This window comes from Pedococcus ginsenosidimutans (assembly GCF_039544395.1).
In the GTDB taxonomy this organism is placed as follows: Bacteria; Actinomycetota; Actinomycetes; order Actinomycetales; family Dermatophilaceae; genus Pedococcus; species Pedococcus ginsenosidimutans.
Window position 1 is genome coordinate 55,569 of the sequence record NZ_BAABLO010000009.1, and the last position, 13,968, is coordinate 69,536.

Annotated in this window: 15 protein-coding genes; 7 read left to right on the forward strand and 8 right to left on the reverse strand. The window is 72.6% G+C overall.

The features are described 5' to 3' along the window. Nucleotides 1–317: 317 nt before the first annotated feature. Nucleotides 318–1,055: an AfsR/SARP family transcriptional regulator gene (locus ABEA42_RS10555; protein WP_345503144.1), complete on the forward strand. Its 738-nt coding sequence runs from the start codon at nt 318–320 to the stop codon at nt 1,053–1,055. Nucleotides 1,056–1,061: 6 nt separating this feature from the next. Here the strand turns inward: ABEA42_RS10555 and ABEA42_RS10560 are convergent, their stop codons facing one another. From ABEA42_RS10560 to ABEA42_RS10570, 3 genes are all read right to left on the reverse strand, one after another. Then, on the reverse strand, nt 1,062–1,268 hold the full coding sequence (locus ABEA42_RS10560; RefSeq protein ID WP_345503146.1) for a hypothetical protein: 207 nt from the start codon (nt 1,266–1,268) through the stop codon (nt 1,062–1,064). Between the two features lie 195 nt (nt 1,269–1,463). Further along, nucleotides 1,464–2,345, reverse strand: coding sequence for a DUF1996 domain-containing protein (locus ABEA42_RS10565; protein WP_345503148.1), 882 nt, complete (start codon nt 2,343–2,345; stop codon nt 1,464–1,466). Nucleotides 2,346–2,731: 386 nt separating this feature from the next. After that, nucleotides 2,732–3,451, reverse strand: coding sequence for an ANTAR domain-containing protein (locus ABEA42_RS10570; RefSeq protein WP_345503150.1), 720 nt, complete (start codon nt 3,449–3,451; stop codon nt 2,732–2,734). Nucleotides 3,452–3,637: 186 nt separating this feature from the next. Between ABEA42_RS10570 and ABEA42_RS10575 the strand changes: the two genes are divergently transcribed. The 4 genes from ABEA42_RS10575 to ABEA42_RS10590 all read left to right on the forward strand — a co-directional run bounded on the left by ABEA42_RS10575 (nt 3,638) and on the right by ABEA42_RS10590 (nt 7,771). Beyond that, nucleotides 3,638–4,324, forward strand: a complete 687-nt coding sequence (locus tag ABEA42_RS10575; RefSeq protein ID WP_345503152.1) for an ANTAR domain-containing protein — start codon at nt 3,638–3,640, stop codon at nt 4,322–4,324. A gap of 367 nt (nt 4,325–4,691) precedes the next feature. Next, nucleotides 4,692–5,348, forward strand: coding sequence for an MBL fold metallo-hydrolase (locus tag ABEA42_RS10580; protein ID WP_345503154.1), 657 nt, complete (start codon nt 4,692–4,694; stop codon nt 5,346–5,348). Nucleotides 5,349–5,453: 105 nt separating this feature from the next. Continuing rightward, on the forward strand, nt 5,454–6,224 hold the full coding sequence (locus ABEA42_RS10585; RefSeq protein ID WP_345503156.1) for an ABC transporter ATP-binding protein: 771 nt from the start codon (nt 5,454–5,456) through the stop codon (nt 6,222–6,224). After that, the gene (locus tag ABEA42_RS10590; protein ID WP_345503158.1) at nt 6,200–7,771 is read left to right on the forward strand and encodes a hypothetical protein; all 1,572 of its coding nucleotides are present in this window, start codon (nt 6,200–6,202) and stop codon (nt 7,769–7,771) included. Before ABEA42_RS10585 ends, ABEA42_RS10590 begins: the two co-directional genes overlap by 25 nt. Before the next feature lie 32 nt (nt 7,772–7,803). Here ABEA42_RS10590 and ppgK read toward each other — a convergent pair whose 3' ends face one another. Both ppgK and map read right to left on the reverse strand, forming a co-directional pair. Beyond that, nucleotides 7,804–8,586 carry a polyphosphate--glucose phosphotransferase gene (ppgK, locus tag ABEA42_RS10595; RefSeq protein WP_345503160.1) on the reverse strand — a complete coding sequence of 261 codons (783 nt, stop codon included), beginning with the start codon at nt 8,584–8,586 and terminating at the stop codon, nt 7,804–7,806. Between the two features lie 45 nt (nt 8,587–8,631). Continuing rightward, a complete protein-coding gene (gene map / locus ABEA42_RS10600) occupies nt 8,632–9,495 on the reverse strand; it encodes a type I methionyl aminopeptidase (RefSeq protein WP_345503162.1) in 864 nt (287 codons plus the stop codon). A gap of 51 nt (nt 9,496–9,546) precedes the next feature. Between map and ABEA42_RS10605 the strand changes: the two genes are divergently transcribed. Then, nucleotides 9,547–9,735, forward strand: a complete 189-nt coding sequence (locus ABEA42_RS10605) for a methionine aminopeptidase (protein ID WP_345503164.1) — start codon at nt 9,547–9,549, stop codon at nt 9,733–9,735. Between the two features lie 10 nt (nt 9,736–9,745). Here ABEA42_RS10605 and ABEA42_RS10610 read toward each other — a convergent pair whose 3' ends face one another. After that, the gene (locus tag ABEA42_RS10610; RefSeq protein ID WP_345503166.1) at nt 9,746–10,372 is read right to left on the reverse strand and encodes a class I SAM-dependent methyltransferase; all 627 of its coding nucleotides are present in this window, start codon (nt 10,370–10,372) and stop codon (nt 9,746–9,748) included. A gap of 91 nt (nt 10,373–10,463) precedes the next feature. After that, nucleotides 10,464–11,474: a glucose-6-phosphate dehydrogenase (coenzyme-F420) gene (gene fgd / locus ABEA42_RS10615; protein ID WP_345503169.1), complete on the reverse strand. Its 1,011-nt coding sequence runs from the start codon at nt 11,472–11,474 to the stop codon at nt 10,464–10,466. 66 nt (nt 11,475–11,540) lie between these two features. On the opposite strand from fgd, the gene ABEA42_RS10620 reads away from it, so the two are divergent. After that, nucleotides 11,541–12,842 carry an ArgE/DapE family deacylase gene (locus ABEA42_RS10620; protein WP_345503171.1) on the forward strand — a complete coding sequence of 434 codons (1,302 nt, stop codon included), beginning with the start codon at nt 11,541–11,543 and terminating at the stop codon, nt 12,840–12,842. Between the two features lie 47 nt (nt 12,843–12,889). Here the strand turns inward: ABEA42_RS10620 and ABEA42_RS10625 are convergent, their stop codons facing one another. Further along, entirely contained in the window at nt 12,890–13,951 is a 1,062-nt protein-coding gene (locus ABEA42_RS10625; protein WP_345503173.1) for a M36 family metallopeptidase, read from the reverse strand. Between the last annotated feature and the right edge of the window lie 17 nt (nt 13,952–13,968).

Below are 13,968 nucleotides of genomic sequence, written 5' to 3' on the forward strand. Positions count from 1 at the left end.
CGACTCGTGTCCCGGTGCGTGCCCGACCTCGTGCCGACGGGGTGTCCGGGGCCGTCGGCGCCGCGTGGCCGGAAGGGGCCGGGCGCTGTCCGCGGGTCGTGGTCCGGGTTCGTCCCGGCGCGTGCGCGGTCCGGCTACCCCGGCGTTGGCGGTGCGTTGCCCCAGCGTCCTCGGAAGTGCGTTGCGAGTGGTCCGGATTGCCCATTGCCGAGCCGTGGAGCCCGCAGCACACTGGTTTGACGCCCGGATGGTTCGCCTCGTTGCCGGACGGCGTCAGGAGGGTGCGGCCACGGGCTCATCGGAGCGACGGGTTGGGTGTGACCGCACTGGACGTGAGGCAGGTGGCCGTGCTGGGCGGGCTCGGTGTGCGACCGGCCCACCGGCTGTCCGGCGTCGGTCGACGGGTGCTCGCCTACCTCGCGGTCCGCGGCCCCGTGGCCATGCGCACCATGATCAGCATGGAGCTGTGGCCGGACCTCTCCGAGTCACGCGGTCGGGCCAACCTGCGGCGGGCGCTGTGGCAGCTGCCGGCGGGCTGGGTGAGCAGTGACGGCGGGGAGCTGCGGCTCGAGGCCCAGGTCGACCTCGAGCGCGCGCGGTCGGCCATCGCCGAGGCCATCGCGACAGGGCGCCTACCCGACGGTGACGTGGACCTGCTGACGCGCGACCTCCTTCCCGGTTGGTACGACGAGTGGCTCGTGGGCGTGCAGGACCAGTTCCACCTCGGGCGGATCCAGGCCCTGGAGGCCGTCAGCCGGACCGCGCGCGCCGCGGGCGACCACCCACTCGCCACGCGGACCGCGCTCGCGGCCGTCTGCGCCGAGCCGCTCAGGGAGTCGTCCGTGACCGCGCTGGTCGAGGCGCTCCTCGCGGAGCGCAACCTCTTCGAGGCGGTGCGGCGCTACGAGTCGTACGCCGAGCTGCTGGGCCGGGAGATGCGCGCGGAACCGGGCCCGGCCCTGACCGCCCTGTTCCCGGTCTTTCCCGAGGCGCCGGCCCCGAGCGCCGGGGCGCTGCTCGCGCGGTCGAACGGACACGGTCGCAAGCATCCGTGACCCCGACTAGAAGCCGCCACCGCTCACGCCGGTGCTGCTCCCGGCGCTCATCGCACCCGGGCCGGTGGACCCGGCGCCACGGTTGGAGTCACGCTCCTTGAGGCAGTGCGCGCACCGTACGTAGCGCTGCCCGTCGGAGGTGTGCGCCCACTCCCAGGAGTGGTGCAGGCTGGTGCGGCACAGGAACGGCTTGCGTTCTGCTCTGCTCGGCATGGTGGGCCCCCTCGTCCAGGTCGCCCGGGGGCCGGCTGCCCTCGCGCGCTCCTCCTCGCAGGGTACGTGCAACGCAACCACGACGGAGGCGGTTCGCGACTGTCGGCGCTCCGCCGCGGTGGGTGGGAGCCCGAGGCGCCACCGACACGTGGGGTGTCGGTGGCGCCTCGAGCTCGATGTAAGAGGGGGAAGGGCCTACAGAGCGCAGTTGGCCTCGGCCGGGGTGTTGATGCAGGCGGTGACGAGGTTCTGCAGGCTCGTCTGCTGCCAGGTGTTCCAGAAGTCACCGTGGGCCGACCGGCCGTCGTAGGTCCCGGCCATCGAGTCGGACGACAGCCCGACGTCGGTGCCGGCGCCGATGTACGCGAACTGCAGCGTCTCCCGCAGCGAGATCATCTTGTAGGGGAAGCCTGCGGGGCAGGACACGACGCCGCTCTTCTTGGTGGAGTAGGCGTAGTGGGCGTTGTCCGTCGTGTTGCCGACCGTGGTCGTGTAGTGGCGCGGGCGGACGCCGTCCCAGCAGTTCGGGAAGTCGATGTGCAGCGTCAGCGTCTTGCCGGGGGAGCCGTCAGCGCCCAGGCAGCTGGGGACGGACGTCGAGGGGGCGACCGGCATGTACTGGCCGCAGGACCAGTCGTACTTGGTGCCGACGAGCCGGGTGTCCGCGGGGAACGCGAGGCCGGGCCCGGAGTCCGGGCCACCCACACCGGTGAAGGGTCGGTAGTAGGCGGTGAACGCCTGGACGGGGATGGTCTGGCGGGTGCCGGTGGTGTAGCGCAGTGTCGGGGTCCAGTACCCGGCCGTGTCGGCGAGCTCGCGGCAGTTGGTGCCCTTGCTGACCAGGTCGGCGTAGTTGGCGAAGTTGCCCTTGGCGAGCCAGCCGTTGTTGCCGAAGAACTGGTGGGTGTGGACCATCGCCATGGTCTCGTTGTGGTGGACGATCGGGTCGACGGCGGCGGTGCCGGTGGTCTGCTTGCACTTGACCTTGAGCAGGGCCGAGGCCGACGACGCGGAGCCGACGAGGCCGGTCAGGACGAGGGCTGCGGCCACGGCGGCAGCGGAGAGTCTGCGGTGCATGGGGGGTGTCCTTGCTACGGCGCCACGGGGGCGCAACTGGGGGAGGAGGCCGCGCTCGGGGGGTGGCCCGAGGGGGGTCACGGCCTGCGCCGAAGGTAGCCAGCCGGCACCGTCCCCCGGACGCGTTCGAGGCATCGGGAGGCCGAACGATCGACGGGTCTCGGCCCAACAGGGGAGCCCTGTGGCCGGATCTGGGAAGGCGCCGGCAAAGAGTTGGTCAACCGGGGTCTGCGGCCCGTCGTGCGGGTGTAGGGAGCGAGGTCGCCCCCGCCTGCTCGAGAGCGGACGGGGGCGACCGGACGTCGACGGGGAGCAGGGGGCTCCCTGGCGACCGCGCGATGCTACCGCCCGTGGCGACGTGGTCCGCGCACCGACCTGCCGGTGGTTCAGAGGATGCGGGTCCTGACCAAGAGGCGGGCGAGCTCGGCCTCGTGGATCCCGGCACGGTCGGAGGCCTCCCGCAGCCTGCGGCCGGCTGCGTCGCCGTCCAGGTGCTGGGCCACCATGATCATGCCCACCGCCTGGTCCACCGCGAACTGGTCGAGCATCGCCTGGGGCGTCTGCTTGGCCCGGCGCACCCCGGCGAGGGACAGGTCGGCGTTGGTGACCGCCCCCTGCGCCCAGCCACCGCAGATCGCGGCCAGGGTCTCGTGGAGTCCGTCGAAGGTGGACTCGCTGCTGCCGTAGAGGTTGATGCCGCCGTAGACCTTCGCGGTCCGGCCGGAGCCCGTGCCGGCGGTGAGGAGCGGGATCGACAAGGTGCTCCTGACCCCGACGCGGTTCTCGTACTGCGAGAACAGTGCCCAGCTCCGCTCGTCGAGCGGGTCGTCACTCAGGGTGGCCGCCACGACCTCACCGAGCTCCATCGACTCCAGGCACGGCCCGGAGGTGAGGTACTGCACGGCGTCGAGGGCCGCCACGTCCACGCTGCTGGCGAGCCAGGTGAAGGCGAGCCCGTCGCGCACGAAGGACACGGTGAGCCCGAGGCAGTCGGGCGCGACGATGCCGACGTTCGCGACCACCGTCTCGAACAGCTCGCGGTACCCGTCCTCCTCGTACCTCGACAGCTCGGCCAGGGCGAACCGGGTCTCGGCAAGGGGTTCCATGGTCATCTCTTCTCCGGACCGGCTGGTGCACAGCCGTCAACCGCCGCGAGGGCCCGCGGCCGGTGCGGTGTCTGTGCCCCGTTCGTCGCTGCCGAAACACCGCATGGGGCATAATCGGTCGCGGTCAAAGCGTGGCCTTCCCTCCCCGGGCGCATGAGGCGCCCGGGTGTCGCAGAGGAGGCCACGATGACACCTGGGACCAACAGCCACGGCACCGCCATGACGTTCGACTTCCACGTCGACGAGCAGCGCTGGTACTGGTCGCCCTCCCTGCGGGAGCTCCTCGCCGTCGCCCCCGACGAGCCGGCCACCACCGCTCGGCTCTTCGACCACGTCGCCCCCGAGGACCTGCAGGCGACCTGGGCCGTCTTCCATGAGGTCACCAGGCGGCCGGGCGCCTTCTCCCTCACCTTCGGACTGCGCGACGGGCAGGCCCGCCTGCGCCGAGTCGTCATGGCGGGACAGGGTGTTGGAGAGGGCGACGGGCCGGACGGCGCGGTGCGCGAGGTGTCCGGGTTCCTCGTCGACATCACCGAGACGCTGCGCGCCAGCGAGCAGCACGCGGTCGAGGCCTCGAGTCGGCACCGGGCCGCCATCGAGCAGGCCAAGGGCGCGCTCATGCTGAGCTTCGGCATCTCCGCCGAGGCGGCCTTCGAGGTCCTGCGGGCCGAGTCCAACCGTCACAACATCAAGGTCGCGGTGGTGGCACAGCGGATCACCGCCCGCCTCAGCGACCCCGTGTTCGCCCGGAAGGACCCGCTGCGGTCGCTGCTCGACATCCTCAAGACCCTGGCGCTGCCCGAGAGGGTGACGTGTTCCGGGGCCGAGCCGCCCGAGTGCCCGGCACTCCGGGACGGGGAAGCGGCAGGCTGACCGGGTCGCGGGTCGCCTCGGGCGTGCGGCCCGAGGAGCACCTGCCCCCGCACGAATCCGCGGGCCGCACAGCATCTCCTTGCCCCGCGGACACCTCCGGCAAACGCAGGACAGACGCGCATTTTGCCGTATGGCAACAGGCCGCGGCCGCCCGGAGAATTGCGTCCATGGTCAGGCAAGCGGTGCTCGACGGGATCGCCTCCCTCGTGGCTGCCTCGATGATCGTGGCCGCCTGGGCGGCCGGTCGCCACGGCGGTCTCTGGTGACGCAGTCCGGGTCCTGACCGGGGTCGACCCCGGTCCCGCGGCACCGTCGTGGGCGACGCCGTACGGTGCGGGACCGCCCCGCGCGTCATACCGTGGGGCCCATGCGGATCACCCACCTCGGCCACGCGTGCCTGCTCGTCGAGATCGGCGACGCACGCATCCTGCTCGACCCGGGAACGTTCTCGCCGTCAGCGGCTGACCAGCGTGACCTCGACGCCGTCCTCGTGACCCACCAGCACGCGGACCACTTCGACGTGGACCGGTTGCCCGAGCTGCTCTCGGCCAACCCCGGCGCGCAGCTGCTGGTCGACCCGGAGTCCGCGCAGCTGTTGCGCGGCAAGGGGATCGAGGCGCAGGCCGTCGCGGGCGGGGACACCTTCTCGGTCGGGGGAGTGACGGTGACCGGGGTGGGGGAGATGCACGCACTGATCCACGACGAGATCCCCAGGATCCACAACACGGGGATGCGCCTGTCCGCCGACGGCGAGCCCACGTTCTTCCACCCCGGCGACGCGCTCGACGCCGAGCCCGGCGACGTCGACGTGCTCGCGTTCCCGCTCAGCGCCCCGTGGTCGCGCAGCCGTGACATGACGGCCTTCCTGCGCAGGCTCGACGCCCCGCACGCCGTCCCGATCCACGACGCGATCCTCAGCGACGTCGGTCGCAAGCTCTACCTCACCCAGGCGGGCAACCTGGGCTCCCGGCGGACGCAGGTCCACGACCTCGGCGGCGGCCGCACCGAGGAGTTCACCGCCTGAGCCGGGACCCACGGCGCGGTCCGGCGCCCACCCGCTCCTACACCGTTCGGACAGTCGTGCCGCGCCTCGACGTGTGCACGCCCTGCCTTCGCTAGCGTCGGGGGCATGCCGGACGACCAGATCGCCCTCCGCCTCCGGGGCCTGACCAAGCGCTTCGGGGCGATGACCGCCGTCGACCGTCTCGACCTCGACGTGCCCCGCGGCTCCTTCTTCGGGCTGGTCGGCCCCAACGGCGCCGGCAAGACCACCACGCTCTCCATGGCCACCGGGCTGCTGCGGCCCGACGCAGGCAGCGCCCACGTCCTCGGCACCGACGTCTGGGCCGACCCCGTCGCCGCCAAGGCCCGCATCGGGGTGCTGCCGGACGGCCTGCGGCTGTTCGACCGCCTCACCGGGCTCCAGCTGGTCACCTACGCCGGCCTCCTGCGCGGCATGGAGCGCGACCTGGTCGCCCAGCGGGTCGGCGAGCTGCTCGCCGCGCTCGGCCTCACCGACGCGCAGGACAAGCTCGTCATCGACTACTCCGCGGGCATGACCAAGAAGATCACCCTCGCCTGCGCCCTCGTGCACGCCCCGCGGCTGCTGGTGCTCGACGAGCCGTTCGAGGCGGTGGACCCGGTGTCGGCGCGCACCATCCGCGGCATCCTCGAGGACTTCGCGGCCAACGGCGGCACCGTCGTCCTGTCCAGCCACGTCATGGACCTCGTCGAGCGGATCTGCAGCCACGTCGCGATCATCGCCGGGGGCCAGGTCCGGGTCGTCGGCACGGTCGACGAGGTCCGGGGCGGCATGACCCTGGACGACAGGTTCCTCGACCTCGTCGGGGGCACGACCGACGTGGAGGGTCTGGCGTGGTTGCGCACCTCCTCCGACTGAAGCTCCACCTGCTGCGCAACGGCCTGCGCCGCAGTCCGGCAGCCCTCATCGGCATGGTGCTGGGTGTGCTCTACGGCGGCGGCATCGTCGTCGCGGTGGTCAGCGGCCTCGTGGCCCTGCGGTTCGTCCCCGACGCCGAGCTCGCCCGCGCCCTGGTCGTCGTCGGCGGGTCCGCGATGGTGGCGGGCTGGGCGCTCCTGCCGGTCGTCCTCTTCGGCATCGACCCCACCCTCGACCCGGCCCGGTTCGCCACCTTCGCCGTCCGCGAGCGGACGCTGGCCCTCGGCCTGGCCCTGGGTGCCCTCGTGGGCCTGCCCGGCGCGATGACCGTCGTCGTGGTGCTGGCCACCGTGTTCACAGGCACCCGCACCCCCGTGGCCGCGGTCGCGGCGCTCCTCGGCGGTGCCTTCGGGCTGGCCACCTGCATCCTCGTGAGCCGCATCGTGGCCGGTGCTGCAGCAGCAGTGCTGGCCACCCGGCGCGGGCGTGACGTCGCGGGCATCGGCGGCCTGCTGGTGCTGCTCAGTCTCGGCCCGCTCGCCGGGGTGGTCAACGACGGCGGCATCACGGTCGCCGGGATCAAGTCGCTGGGTAGCGTGCTCGCCTGGACACCCCTGGGGTGGGCCTGGGCCGCCTCGGGCGACGTCGTCGCCGGTGACTGGGGCGCGGCCGGGATCCGCCTGCTGCTCGCGGGGGCGCTCTGCCTGGTCCTGTTCGCGGTCTGGGAGCGCCTGCTGGTCGCGGTGCTGCGCAACCCGCACTCGACGGCCGCCGGCGGCTCCGGTGGCGCGCGCCACGGCCTCGGCCTCTTCGCGCGGCTGCCGGCCACGCCGACGGGGGCGATCGCGGCGAGGGCGGGCACCTACTGGCTGCGCGACCCGCGCTTCAACTTCCCGGCCATCATGACCACCCTGCTCCCCGCGGGCCTGCTCATCCCGGGACTCGGCGGCTCGCGCTTCGCCCTGGCGGCGATGCCGCTGGTGTCCGCCTACCTCATCGGCTGGGGCCAGCACAACGACGTGGGGTACGACTCGACGGCCTTCTGGCTGCACGTCAGCTCAGGGGTCGACGGGGTCGCCGACCGCGTGGGCCGGCTCTTCCCGTCGGCTGTGCTGGCGCTGGTGTGCGTGCCCGGCTACGCGGTCCTCGGGCCCCTGGTGGGCGGGTCATGGTCGCAGGTGCCCGCGACGCTGGGGGCCGGGGTGGGGCTGGCCCTCAGCGGCTTCGCCGTGGCGTCGGTGACCAGTGCGGTCAAGCAGTACGCCGTGCCCGTCCCGGGCGAGAGCCCCTTCAGCAGCCGGCCGGGGTCGGTGGGCGTGACCTTCGCCGTGCAGACCGTGTGCGGTGGCGCCGTCGTGGTGCTGTCGCTGCCGGTCCTGGTCCTGGCGGGCCTGGCGTTCTTCGGCTGGCACTGGGCCGCCTGGGCCGCGCTCGTCGTCGGACCCGTGGTCGGGGTGGTCGCGTTCGTCGGGGGTGTGCGCCTCGGGGCGAGCCTGTTCCGCCGGCGCCAGGCCGACCTCCTGCAGGACCTCGTCGGCATGGCCTGACCGCGGCGTACCGGGTCGGTGCGCCCAGCGGGTCAGTGGTGGCGCCGCTCGTGCTCCTCCTGCGCGAGGTGGGCGGCACCGATGATGCCCGCCTTGTTCTGCAGGGTTGCGGGCACGATCGGGGTCTTGAGGCGCAGGAGCGGCAGGAACTGGTCGGCGTCCTTGGAGACCCCGCCGCCGACGACGAAGAGCTCCGGCCAGAGCAGCGCCTCGACGTGGCTGTAGTAGCGCTGGAGCCGCTCGGCCCACTCGGGGTAGCTGAGCCCCTCCTTGTCCTTGACCGAGGACGCCGCACGGGTCTCCGCGTCGAAGCCGTCGATCTCGAGGTGGCCCAGCTCGGAGTTGGGGATGAGCTTGCCGTCGTAGATGAGCGCCGACCCGATCCCCGTGCCGAGGGTGGTCATGACGACCAGGCCCTTCTGGCCCTTGGCGGCGCCGTAGTGGATCTCGGCCACGCCGGCAGCGTCCGCGTCGTTGACCAGGACGATGTCGTGCCCGAGCTTGGCCTCCAGCATCGGCTCGGCGTCGAAGTCGAGCCAGGACTTGTCGATGTTGGCCGCCGAGCGGACCACCCCGTGGGTGACGACACCGGGGATCGTGACGCCGATGGGGGAGTCGCCGCGGACGTCCTCGAAGTGCTCGACCACCTGGTTGATGACGTCGGCCACCGCCTCGGGCGTCGACACGGCCGGGGTGTCGATGCGCAGGCGCTTGGACGCGAACGCGCCCTGGGACAGGTCGACCGGCGCGCCCTTGATGCCGCTGCCGCCGACGTCGATCCCGAGGGGGAGTCCCTGCTTCGCGTGCTTGGACATGGTGTGCCGCCTCCTTGCGGTCGCCGTGCGCCGGAGTGGTACCGGTCAGGGCAGGGTGAGGATCTCGTTGCCGTGGTCGGTGACCAGGATGGTGTGCTCGAACTGTGCCGACCGCCGGCGGTCCTTGGTGACCACCGTCCAGCCGTCGTCCCACATCTCCCAGTCGGGCGTGCCGAGGTTGAGCATGGGCTCGATGGTGAAGGTCATGCCCGGCTCGATGACGGTGTCGTAGGACGGTGCCGCGTCGTAGTGGGGGATGACCAGGCCGCTGTGGAACGAGCGACCGATCCCGTGGCCCGTGAAGTCGCGGACCACGCCGTAGCCGAACCGCTTGGCGTAGCTCTGGATGACACGGCCGATGATGTTGACCTCGCGGCCGGGCACAGCCGCCTTGATGCCGCGCATCATCGCCTCGTGGGTGCGCTCGACCAGCAGGCGCGACTCCTCGTCCACGTCGCCCACGAGGTAGGTGGCGTCGGTGTCGCCGTGCACCCCACCGATGTAGGCGGTGATGTCGATGTTGACGATGTCGCCGTCCTCGAGCGGGCGGCTGTCCGGGATGCCGTGGCAGATGACCTCGTTGACCGAGGTGCACAGCGACTTCGGGAAACCCTTGTAGCCGAGCGTCGAGGGGTACGCCCCGTGGTCGAGGAGGAACTCGTGGCCGACGCGGTCGACCTCGTCGGTGGTGACTCCCGGCGCGATGACGGCAGCGGCGGCGGCCATGGCCTGGGCGGCGATGCGCCCGGCGACCCGCATCTTCTCGATGGTCTCGGCGTCCTTGACGTCGCCGCCCTCCTCGCGCGCGGGCGCCGGCCGGTCGACGTACTCGGGTCGCTCGATGGTGGTGGGCACCGGGCGGCGCGGTGACACCTCTCCCGGGGCCACGCTTGCGTACGTCAACGGCATACGGTGGAGTCTAGAGAGGTCCACAGATCCGTCGAGTTGGAGGCACCCCCCATGGCTTACTGGTTCAACGTCGATACCCGTCAGGTCGAGACCGACGACAACAAGAGCCAGGGGGACCACCTCATGGGCCCCTACGACACCCAGGACGCGGCGTCCCGTGCCCTCGACAGCGCGCGGGAGCGCTCGGAGAAGTGGGACGCCGAGGACCGCGCCTGGGAGGACGGTCGCTCCGAGGACTGACCGGTCGGGGTCAGTCGTCCAGCCGGTGCACGGAGACGGCGTACCCGCCGCCGTCGTGCCAGGGCTTGCGGTCCCAGGTGCCGTAGCGCCGCACGAACGACAGCCCGGTCACCTCACAGGCGCGGTCGTAGTCCGCGAGCGGGGTGACGGGGCAGCCCTGCGGCAGGTGCGCGGCGTCGAGCCCGAACCCGGCCACGAGCAGCCCGCCGGGCTGGAGGTGGGCGGCGATCCGTTCCACCGCCGACAGCAGCGTGCCGGGGGCCAGCAGCGGGATGACGTTGCCTGCGAGGACGGCGATCTCGAACGCCTGCGCCCGCAGCTGCAGCCTGCTGAGGTCCTGGCGCACCCACGTCGTCGACGGGTCGCGCTTCTCCGCGACCTCGACCATCGCCGCGTCGGCGTCGACCCCGGTGCAGTGGTAGCCCAGGACCGTGAGCTGGGTGGCCACCCGGCCGGTGCCGCAGCCCGCGTCGAGGACGCGGACCGGGGGGCTCATCAGCGACGCGACGAAAGCCGCCTCACCGTGGATGTCCATCCCCTTGGCGGCGAGGTCGTCGAACCGCTGCTGGTAGGCCGTCGCGGCGCCGGGTCCGCCCGACACCTCCGACCAGCGCGTGCGCGGCTCCATCTCGGTCATTCGCTCACCTGTCCCTCCCTCGGCGGTGGACCCAGCCTAGGTTCCGGTGGGGCGCAGCGGAACCGCCGCCCACCGCGGCCCGCAGGTCGAGCTACCCGCCGAGCTCCCGCAGCCCGGGCAGCACGCGGTCGGCGAACGTCGTGAGGAACCGTGACTGGTCGGCGCCCGGGCCGTGGAAGACCAGGTGGTTGAAGCCGAGGTCGACGTACGGCCGCACGGCGGCCACGACCTCCTCGGGGTCGTCGGTGACGATCCACCGCGACGCCACCTGCTCGTCCGGCAGCTCGTCGCCGAGCCGCTCCATCTCCAGCGGGTCGCTGGTCCCGTGCTTCTGCTCCGCGGTGAGCGACAGCGCGGCCCAGAACCGGCAGTTGGCCACCGCCTGCTCGCGGTCGGGGTCCCACGACAGCTTCACCTCGATCATCCGGTCGAGGTCGTCGCGGGTGCGGCCCGACTTCTCCAGCCCCTCGTCCACGGCCGGCAGCAGCTTGTCGCGGTAGAGCTCCTCGCCCTTGCCGGAGGTGCAGATGAAGCCGTCCCCGGCACGCCCCGCGTACCTCGCCACGAGCGGCCCCCCGGCCGCGACGTACACGGGCACCGGCTGGTCGGGCTTGTCGTAGACGGTCGCGTCGGTGGTGCGGTAGTAGTCGCCCTCGAAGGTCACGCGGTCCTCGGTCCAGAGCCTGCGCATCAGGGTCACGGCCTCGCGGAGCCGGGCGAAGCGCTCCTTGAACTCCGGCCACTGCTCGACGGACCCGACGACGACCTCGTTGAGGGCCTCCCCGGTGCCGATGCCCAGCATGAGGCGGCCCGGCTGCAGGCAGGCGAGGGTGCCGAACGCCTGCGCCACGACGGCCGGGTTATAGCGGAAGGTCGGGGTCATGACCGAGGTGCCGAGCTGCACGCGCTCGGTGCGCTCGCCGAGTGCGGCGAGCCAGGCCAGCGAGAACGGCGCGTGCCCCCCGTGGTGGCGCCACGGCTGGAAGTGGTCGGAGACCATGACGCTGTCCAGTCCCAGCTGCTCCGCCTGGACCGCGAAGTCGAGCAGCTCGCGGGGGGAGAACTGCTCGGCTGAGGCCTTGTACCCGATGCGCAACGTCATGCGTCACACCGTATGCCGCGCGTCGCGGCGGTGCCTTGCCGGTGGGGGGCATGGCAGGGTCGTCCCATGGATGCCGAGGCCGGGCCGCTGACCGACGTCGAGGCCGAGGTGCTCTCGCGCCTCGACCCCGAGGCCCTGCTGGCCGACCTGCGCGAGCTCGTCGCCTGCGCCCCCGTGGGCGGCACGACCGGCGAGGTGGAGGTGCAGCGGTGGTGCGCCCAGCGGCTGCGCGACCTCGGGTTCACCGTCCGGGAGTGGGACGTCGACCTGGCGGCGACGCGCGCCGACCCCGGTCACCCGGGCGAGGAGGTGGACCGCGACTGCCTCGTCGCGGTCGTCGCGCGGTGGGGCGGCGCCGAGGACGAGCTCCCCGCGCTCGTCCTCTGCGGCCACACCGACGTGGTGCCCGCGGGGGACCGTGGTCGGTGGCGCACCGACCCGTTCACGCTGCACGTCGAGGGGAAGGGCGACGCGCGCGTGGTGGCCGGCCGCGGCACCTGCGACATGCTCGGCGGCGTCGCTGCGGTCCTCGCAGCTGCCCGCGCCCTCACCGGCTCAGGGGCGCCCCTTCCGCGGGGTCTCGCGGTCCACCTCGTCAGCGGCGAGGAGGACGGCGGGGTCGGGGCCCACGCCACCCTCGCTGCGGGCCACGGCGGCGAGGCGTGTGTCATCGCCGAGCCCACCGGTGGGGCCGTCGTCCCGGCCAACGCCGGCTCCCTGACCTTCCGGCTCGAGGTGCGGGGGCGGTCGGCGCACGGGTCCACGCGGACCCTCGGCGAGAGCGCGCTGGACCACCTCGCTGCGGTGCTCGCCGTGCTGCGCGAGCTGGAGGCGGCCCGCAACGACGGGGCCCCGGACGCGTTCGCCCACCTCGACCTCGTCGCCCCGATCTCGGTGGGCATCGTGCGGGCCGGTGAGTGGGCGAGCACCGTGCCGGACCAGCTCGTGGCGCACGGTCGGTACGGTGTGCTGCCCGGTGAGCCGCTGGAGGACGCACGGGCGGTGTTCGAGGCAGCGCTGGCGGGCCCGGCCGACCGCGACCCGTGGCTGCGCGACCACCCGGTGTCGGTGACCTGGCCCGGCGGCGCGTTCGCCCCGGGCGCGTTGCCCGACGGGCACCCGCTGCTGGACCAGACCCTGGACGCGGCGGCTGCAGCCGGTGCCGGTCGACCGCGCGTCGAGGGCGCGCCCTACGGCTCGGACCTGCGGCACTATGCCGCGCACGGCATCCCCACCCTGCAGTACGGGCCGGGCGAGCTGGCTGCCGCGCACGCGGTCGACGAGTCGGTGACGGTGCGGGAGCTCATGGGCTGCGCGCGGACCTACGCGCTGCTGGCCCTGCGCCGCTGCGGCGCACCCACCCCGTAGGGGCGAGCGCGCCGCAGCAGCAACGGTTCTCGTACGGAGCGGTCAGGTCAGAAGACGATGCCCCGCGCGGCGAAGCGGTCCTTGACCAGTGCGGCCGCGGCCGCCCCGTCGTGGGCCAGGGCCTCGGTGTAGGTGGCCTTCGCAGCCGCCGAGAAGCTCGTGTCGGGCGCGTAGTGGAACTGGCTGTTCACGAGCGTGCGGTCCCAGGCCGCGGTCGTCTTGCCGAGGGTGACGTAGCCCTTGCGGATCTCCCAGAGGGCCTGGCTCCAGATCTGCCCGTCGTAGTGCACCTCGCCCTTCTTGTCGGCCACCGTGAGCCCGAGGTCGAAGCGCCGGATGCAGTGCGGCGCAGCGGTGTACGACGTGGAGTCCCAGTCCATCGGGCACGCCTCCTCCGCCTTCGTCGGCCAGCCGTACTGCTTGTCGGCGGCCAGTCCCACGGACACCGCGAGGTAGTCGCCGAAGGACTCGCCGATCGAGCCGGCCTCCTCGCTGGTCCCGTAGCCGGGCACCTGCGAGGCGTGCACCGCGTGGCCGTACTCGTGGACGATGACCTCTGCGTCCTCGGCGTCGTCGACCCCACCCTTGCCGAGGCGGATCCGGTAGGGCTTGTCGGTCTGGTAGGAGTTGTCGCCGCCGTACTGGTCGACCTTGACGGTGAACTGCTCCTTGACGACGCCGGGCAGGGTCGACCCGAAGCCCAGCGACTGCAGGTACTCCTGCGCCTGGTTGACCCAGAAGTAGGCCATCACCTGCTCGAACTGGTCCTGGTGGCGGGTGTAGTCGAACGTGTTGGTGGTGTTGAAGGCCGGCGTGCCCGTGGCCGACTGCACCGTGACCCACGAGCCCCGCAGGTAGCCGGAGCCGTCGAGGTTGCGCAGGGGGACCGTGGCGTAGGCGGAGGCGGGGACCGCGGCGTCGGAGTCCTTCTGGTCGGTGAGCGACTGGTCGCCCGAGGACTGCACCGGGTTGACCATGAACACCGAGCCGCTGCCGGTGGTGGTGCCGCTGCCGGCCTTGGTCGCCTGGGCGGGTGCGGCGGCCAGGCACAGGGCCAGCGCGGTGGCGCCGACGGCGATGGCGCTGGCGGTACGTCGAGTGGGGGTCACGTGGGTTCCTCCGGTCA

What these genes read in the sequence shown, in the direction of transcription:
- ABEA42_RS10560 (WP_345503146.1), bottom strand. Translation starts at nt 1,268, where the DNA reads ATGCCGAGCAGAGCAGAACGCAAGCCGTTCCTGTGCCGCACCAGCCTG.
- ABEA42_RS10565 (WP_345503148.1), bottom strand. Translation starts at nt 2,345, where the DNA reads ATGCACCGCAGACTCTCCGCTGCCGCCGTGGCCGCAGCCCTCGTCCTG.
- ABEA42_RS10570 (WP_345503150.1), bottom strand. Translation starts at nt 3,451, where the DNA reads ATGGAACCCCTTGCCGAGACCCGGTTCGCCCTGGCCGAGCTGTCGAGG.
- ABEA42_RS10575 (WP_345503152.1), top strand. Translation starts at nt 3,638, where the DNA reads ATGACACCTGGGACCAACAGCCACGGCACCGCCATGACGTTCGACTTC.
- ABEA42_RS10580 (WP_345503154.1), top strand. Translation starts at nt 4,692, where the DNA reads ATGCGGATCACCCACCTCGGCCACGCGTGCCTGCTCGTCGAGATCGGC.
- ABEA42_RS10585 (WP_345503156.1), top strand. Translation starts at nt 5,454, where the DNA reads ATGCCGGACGACCAGATCGCCCTCCGCCTCCGGGGCCTGACCAAGCGC.
- ppgK (WP_345503160.1), bottom strand. Translation starts at nt 8,586, where the DNA reads ATGTCCAAGCACGCGAAGCAGGGACTCCCCCTCGGGATCGACGTCGGC.
- map (WP_345503162.1), bottom strand. Translation starts at nt 9,495, where the DNA reads ATGCCGTTGACGTACGCAAGCGTGGCCCCGGGAGAGGTGTCACCGCGC.
- ABEA42_RS10605 (WP_345503164.1), top strand. Translation starts at nt 9,547, where the DNA reads ATGGCTTACTGGTTCAACGTCGATACCCGTCAGGTCGAGACCGACGAC.
- ABEA42_RS10610 (WP_345503166.1), bottom strand. Translation starts at nt 10,372, where the DNA reads ATGACCGAGATGGAGCCGCGCACGCGCTGGTCGGAGGTGTCGGGCGGA.
- fgd (WP_345503169.1), bottom strand. Translation starts at nt 11,474, where the DNA reads ATGACGTTGCGCATCGGGTACAAGGCCTCAGCCGAGCAGTTCTCCCCC.
- ABEA42_RS10620 (WP_345503171.1), top strand. Translation starts at nt 11,541, where the DNA reads ATGGATGCCGAGGCCGGGCCGCTGACCGACGTCGAGGCCGAGGTGCTC.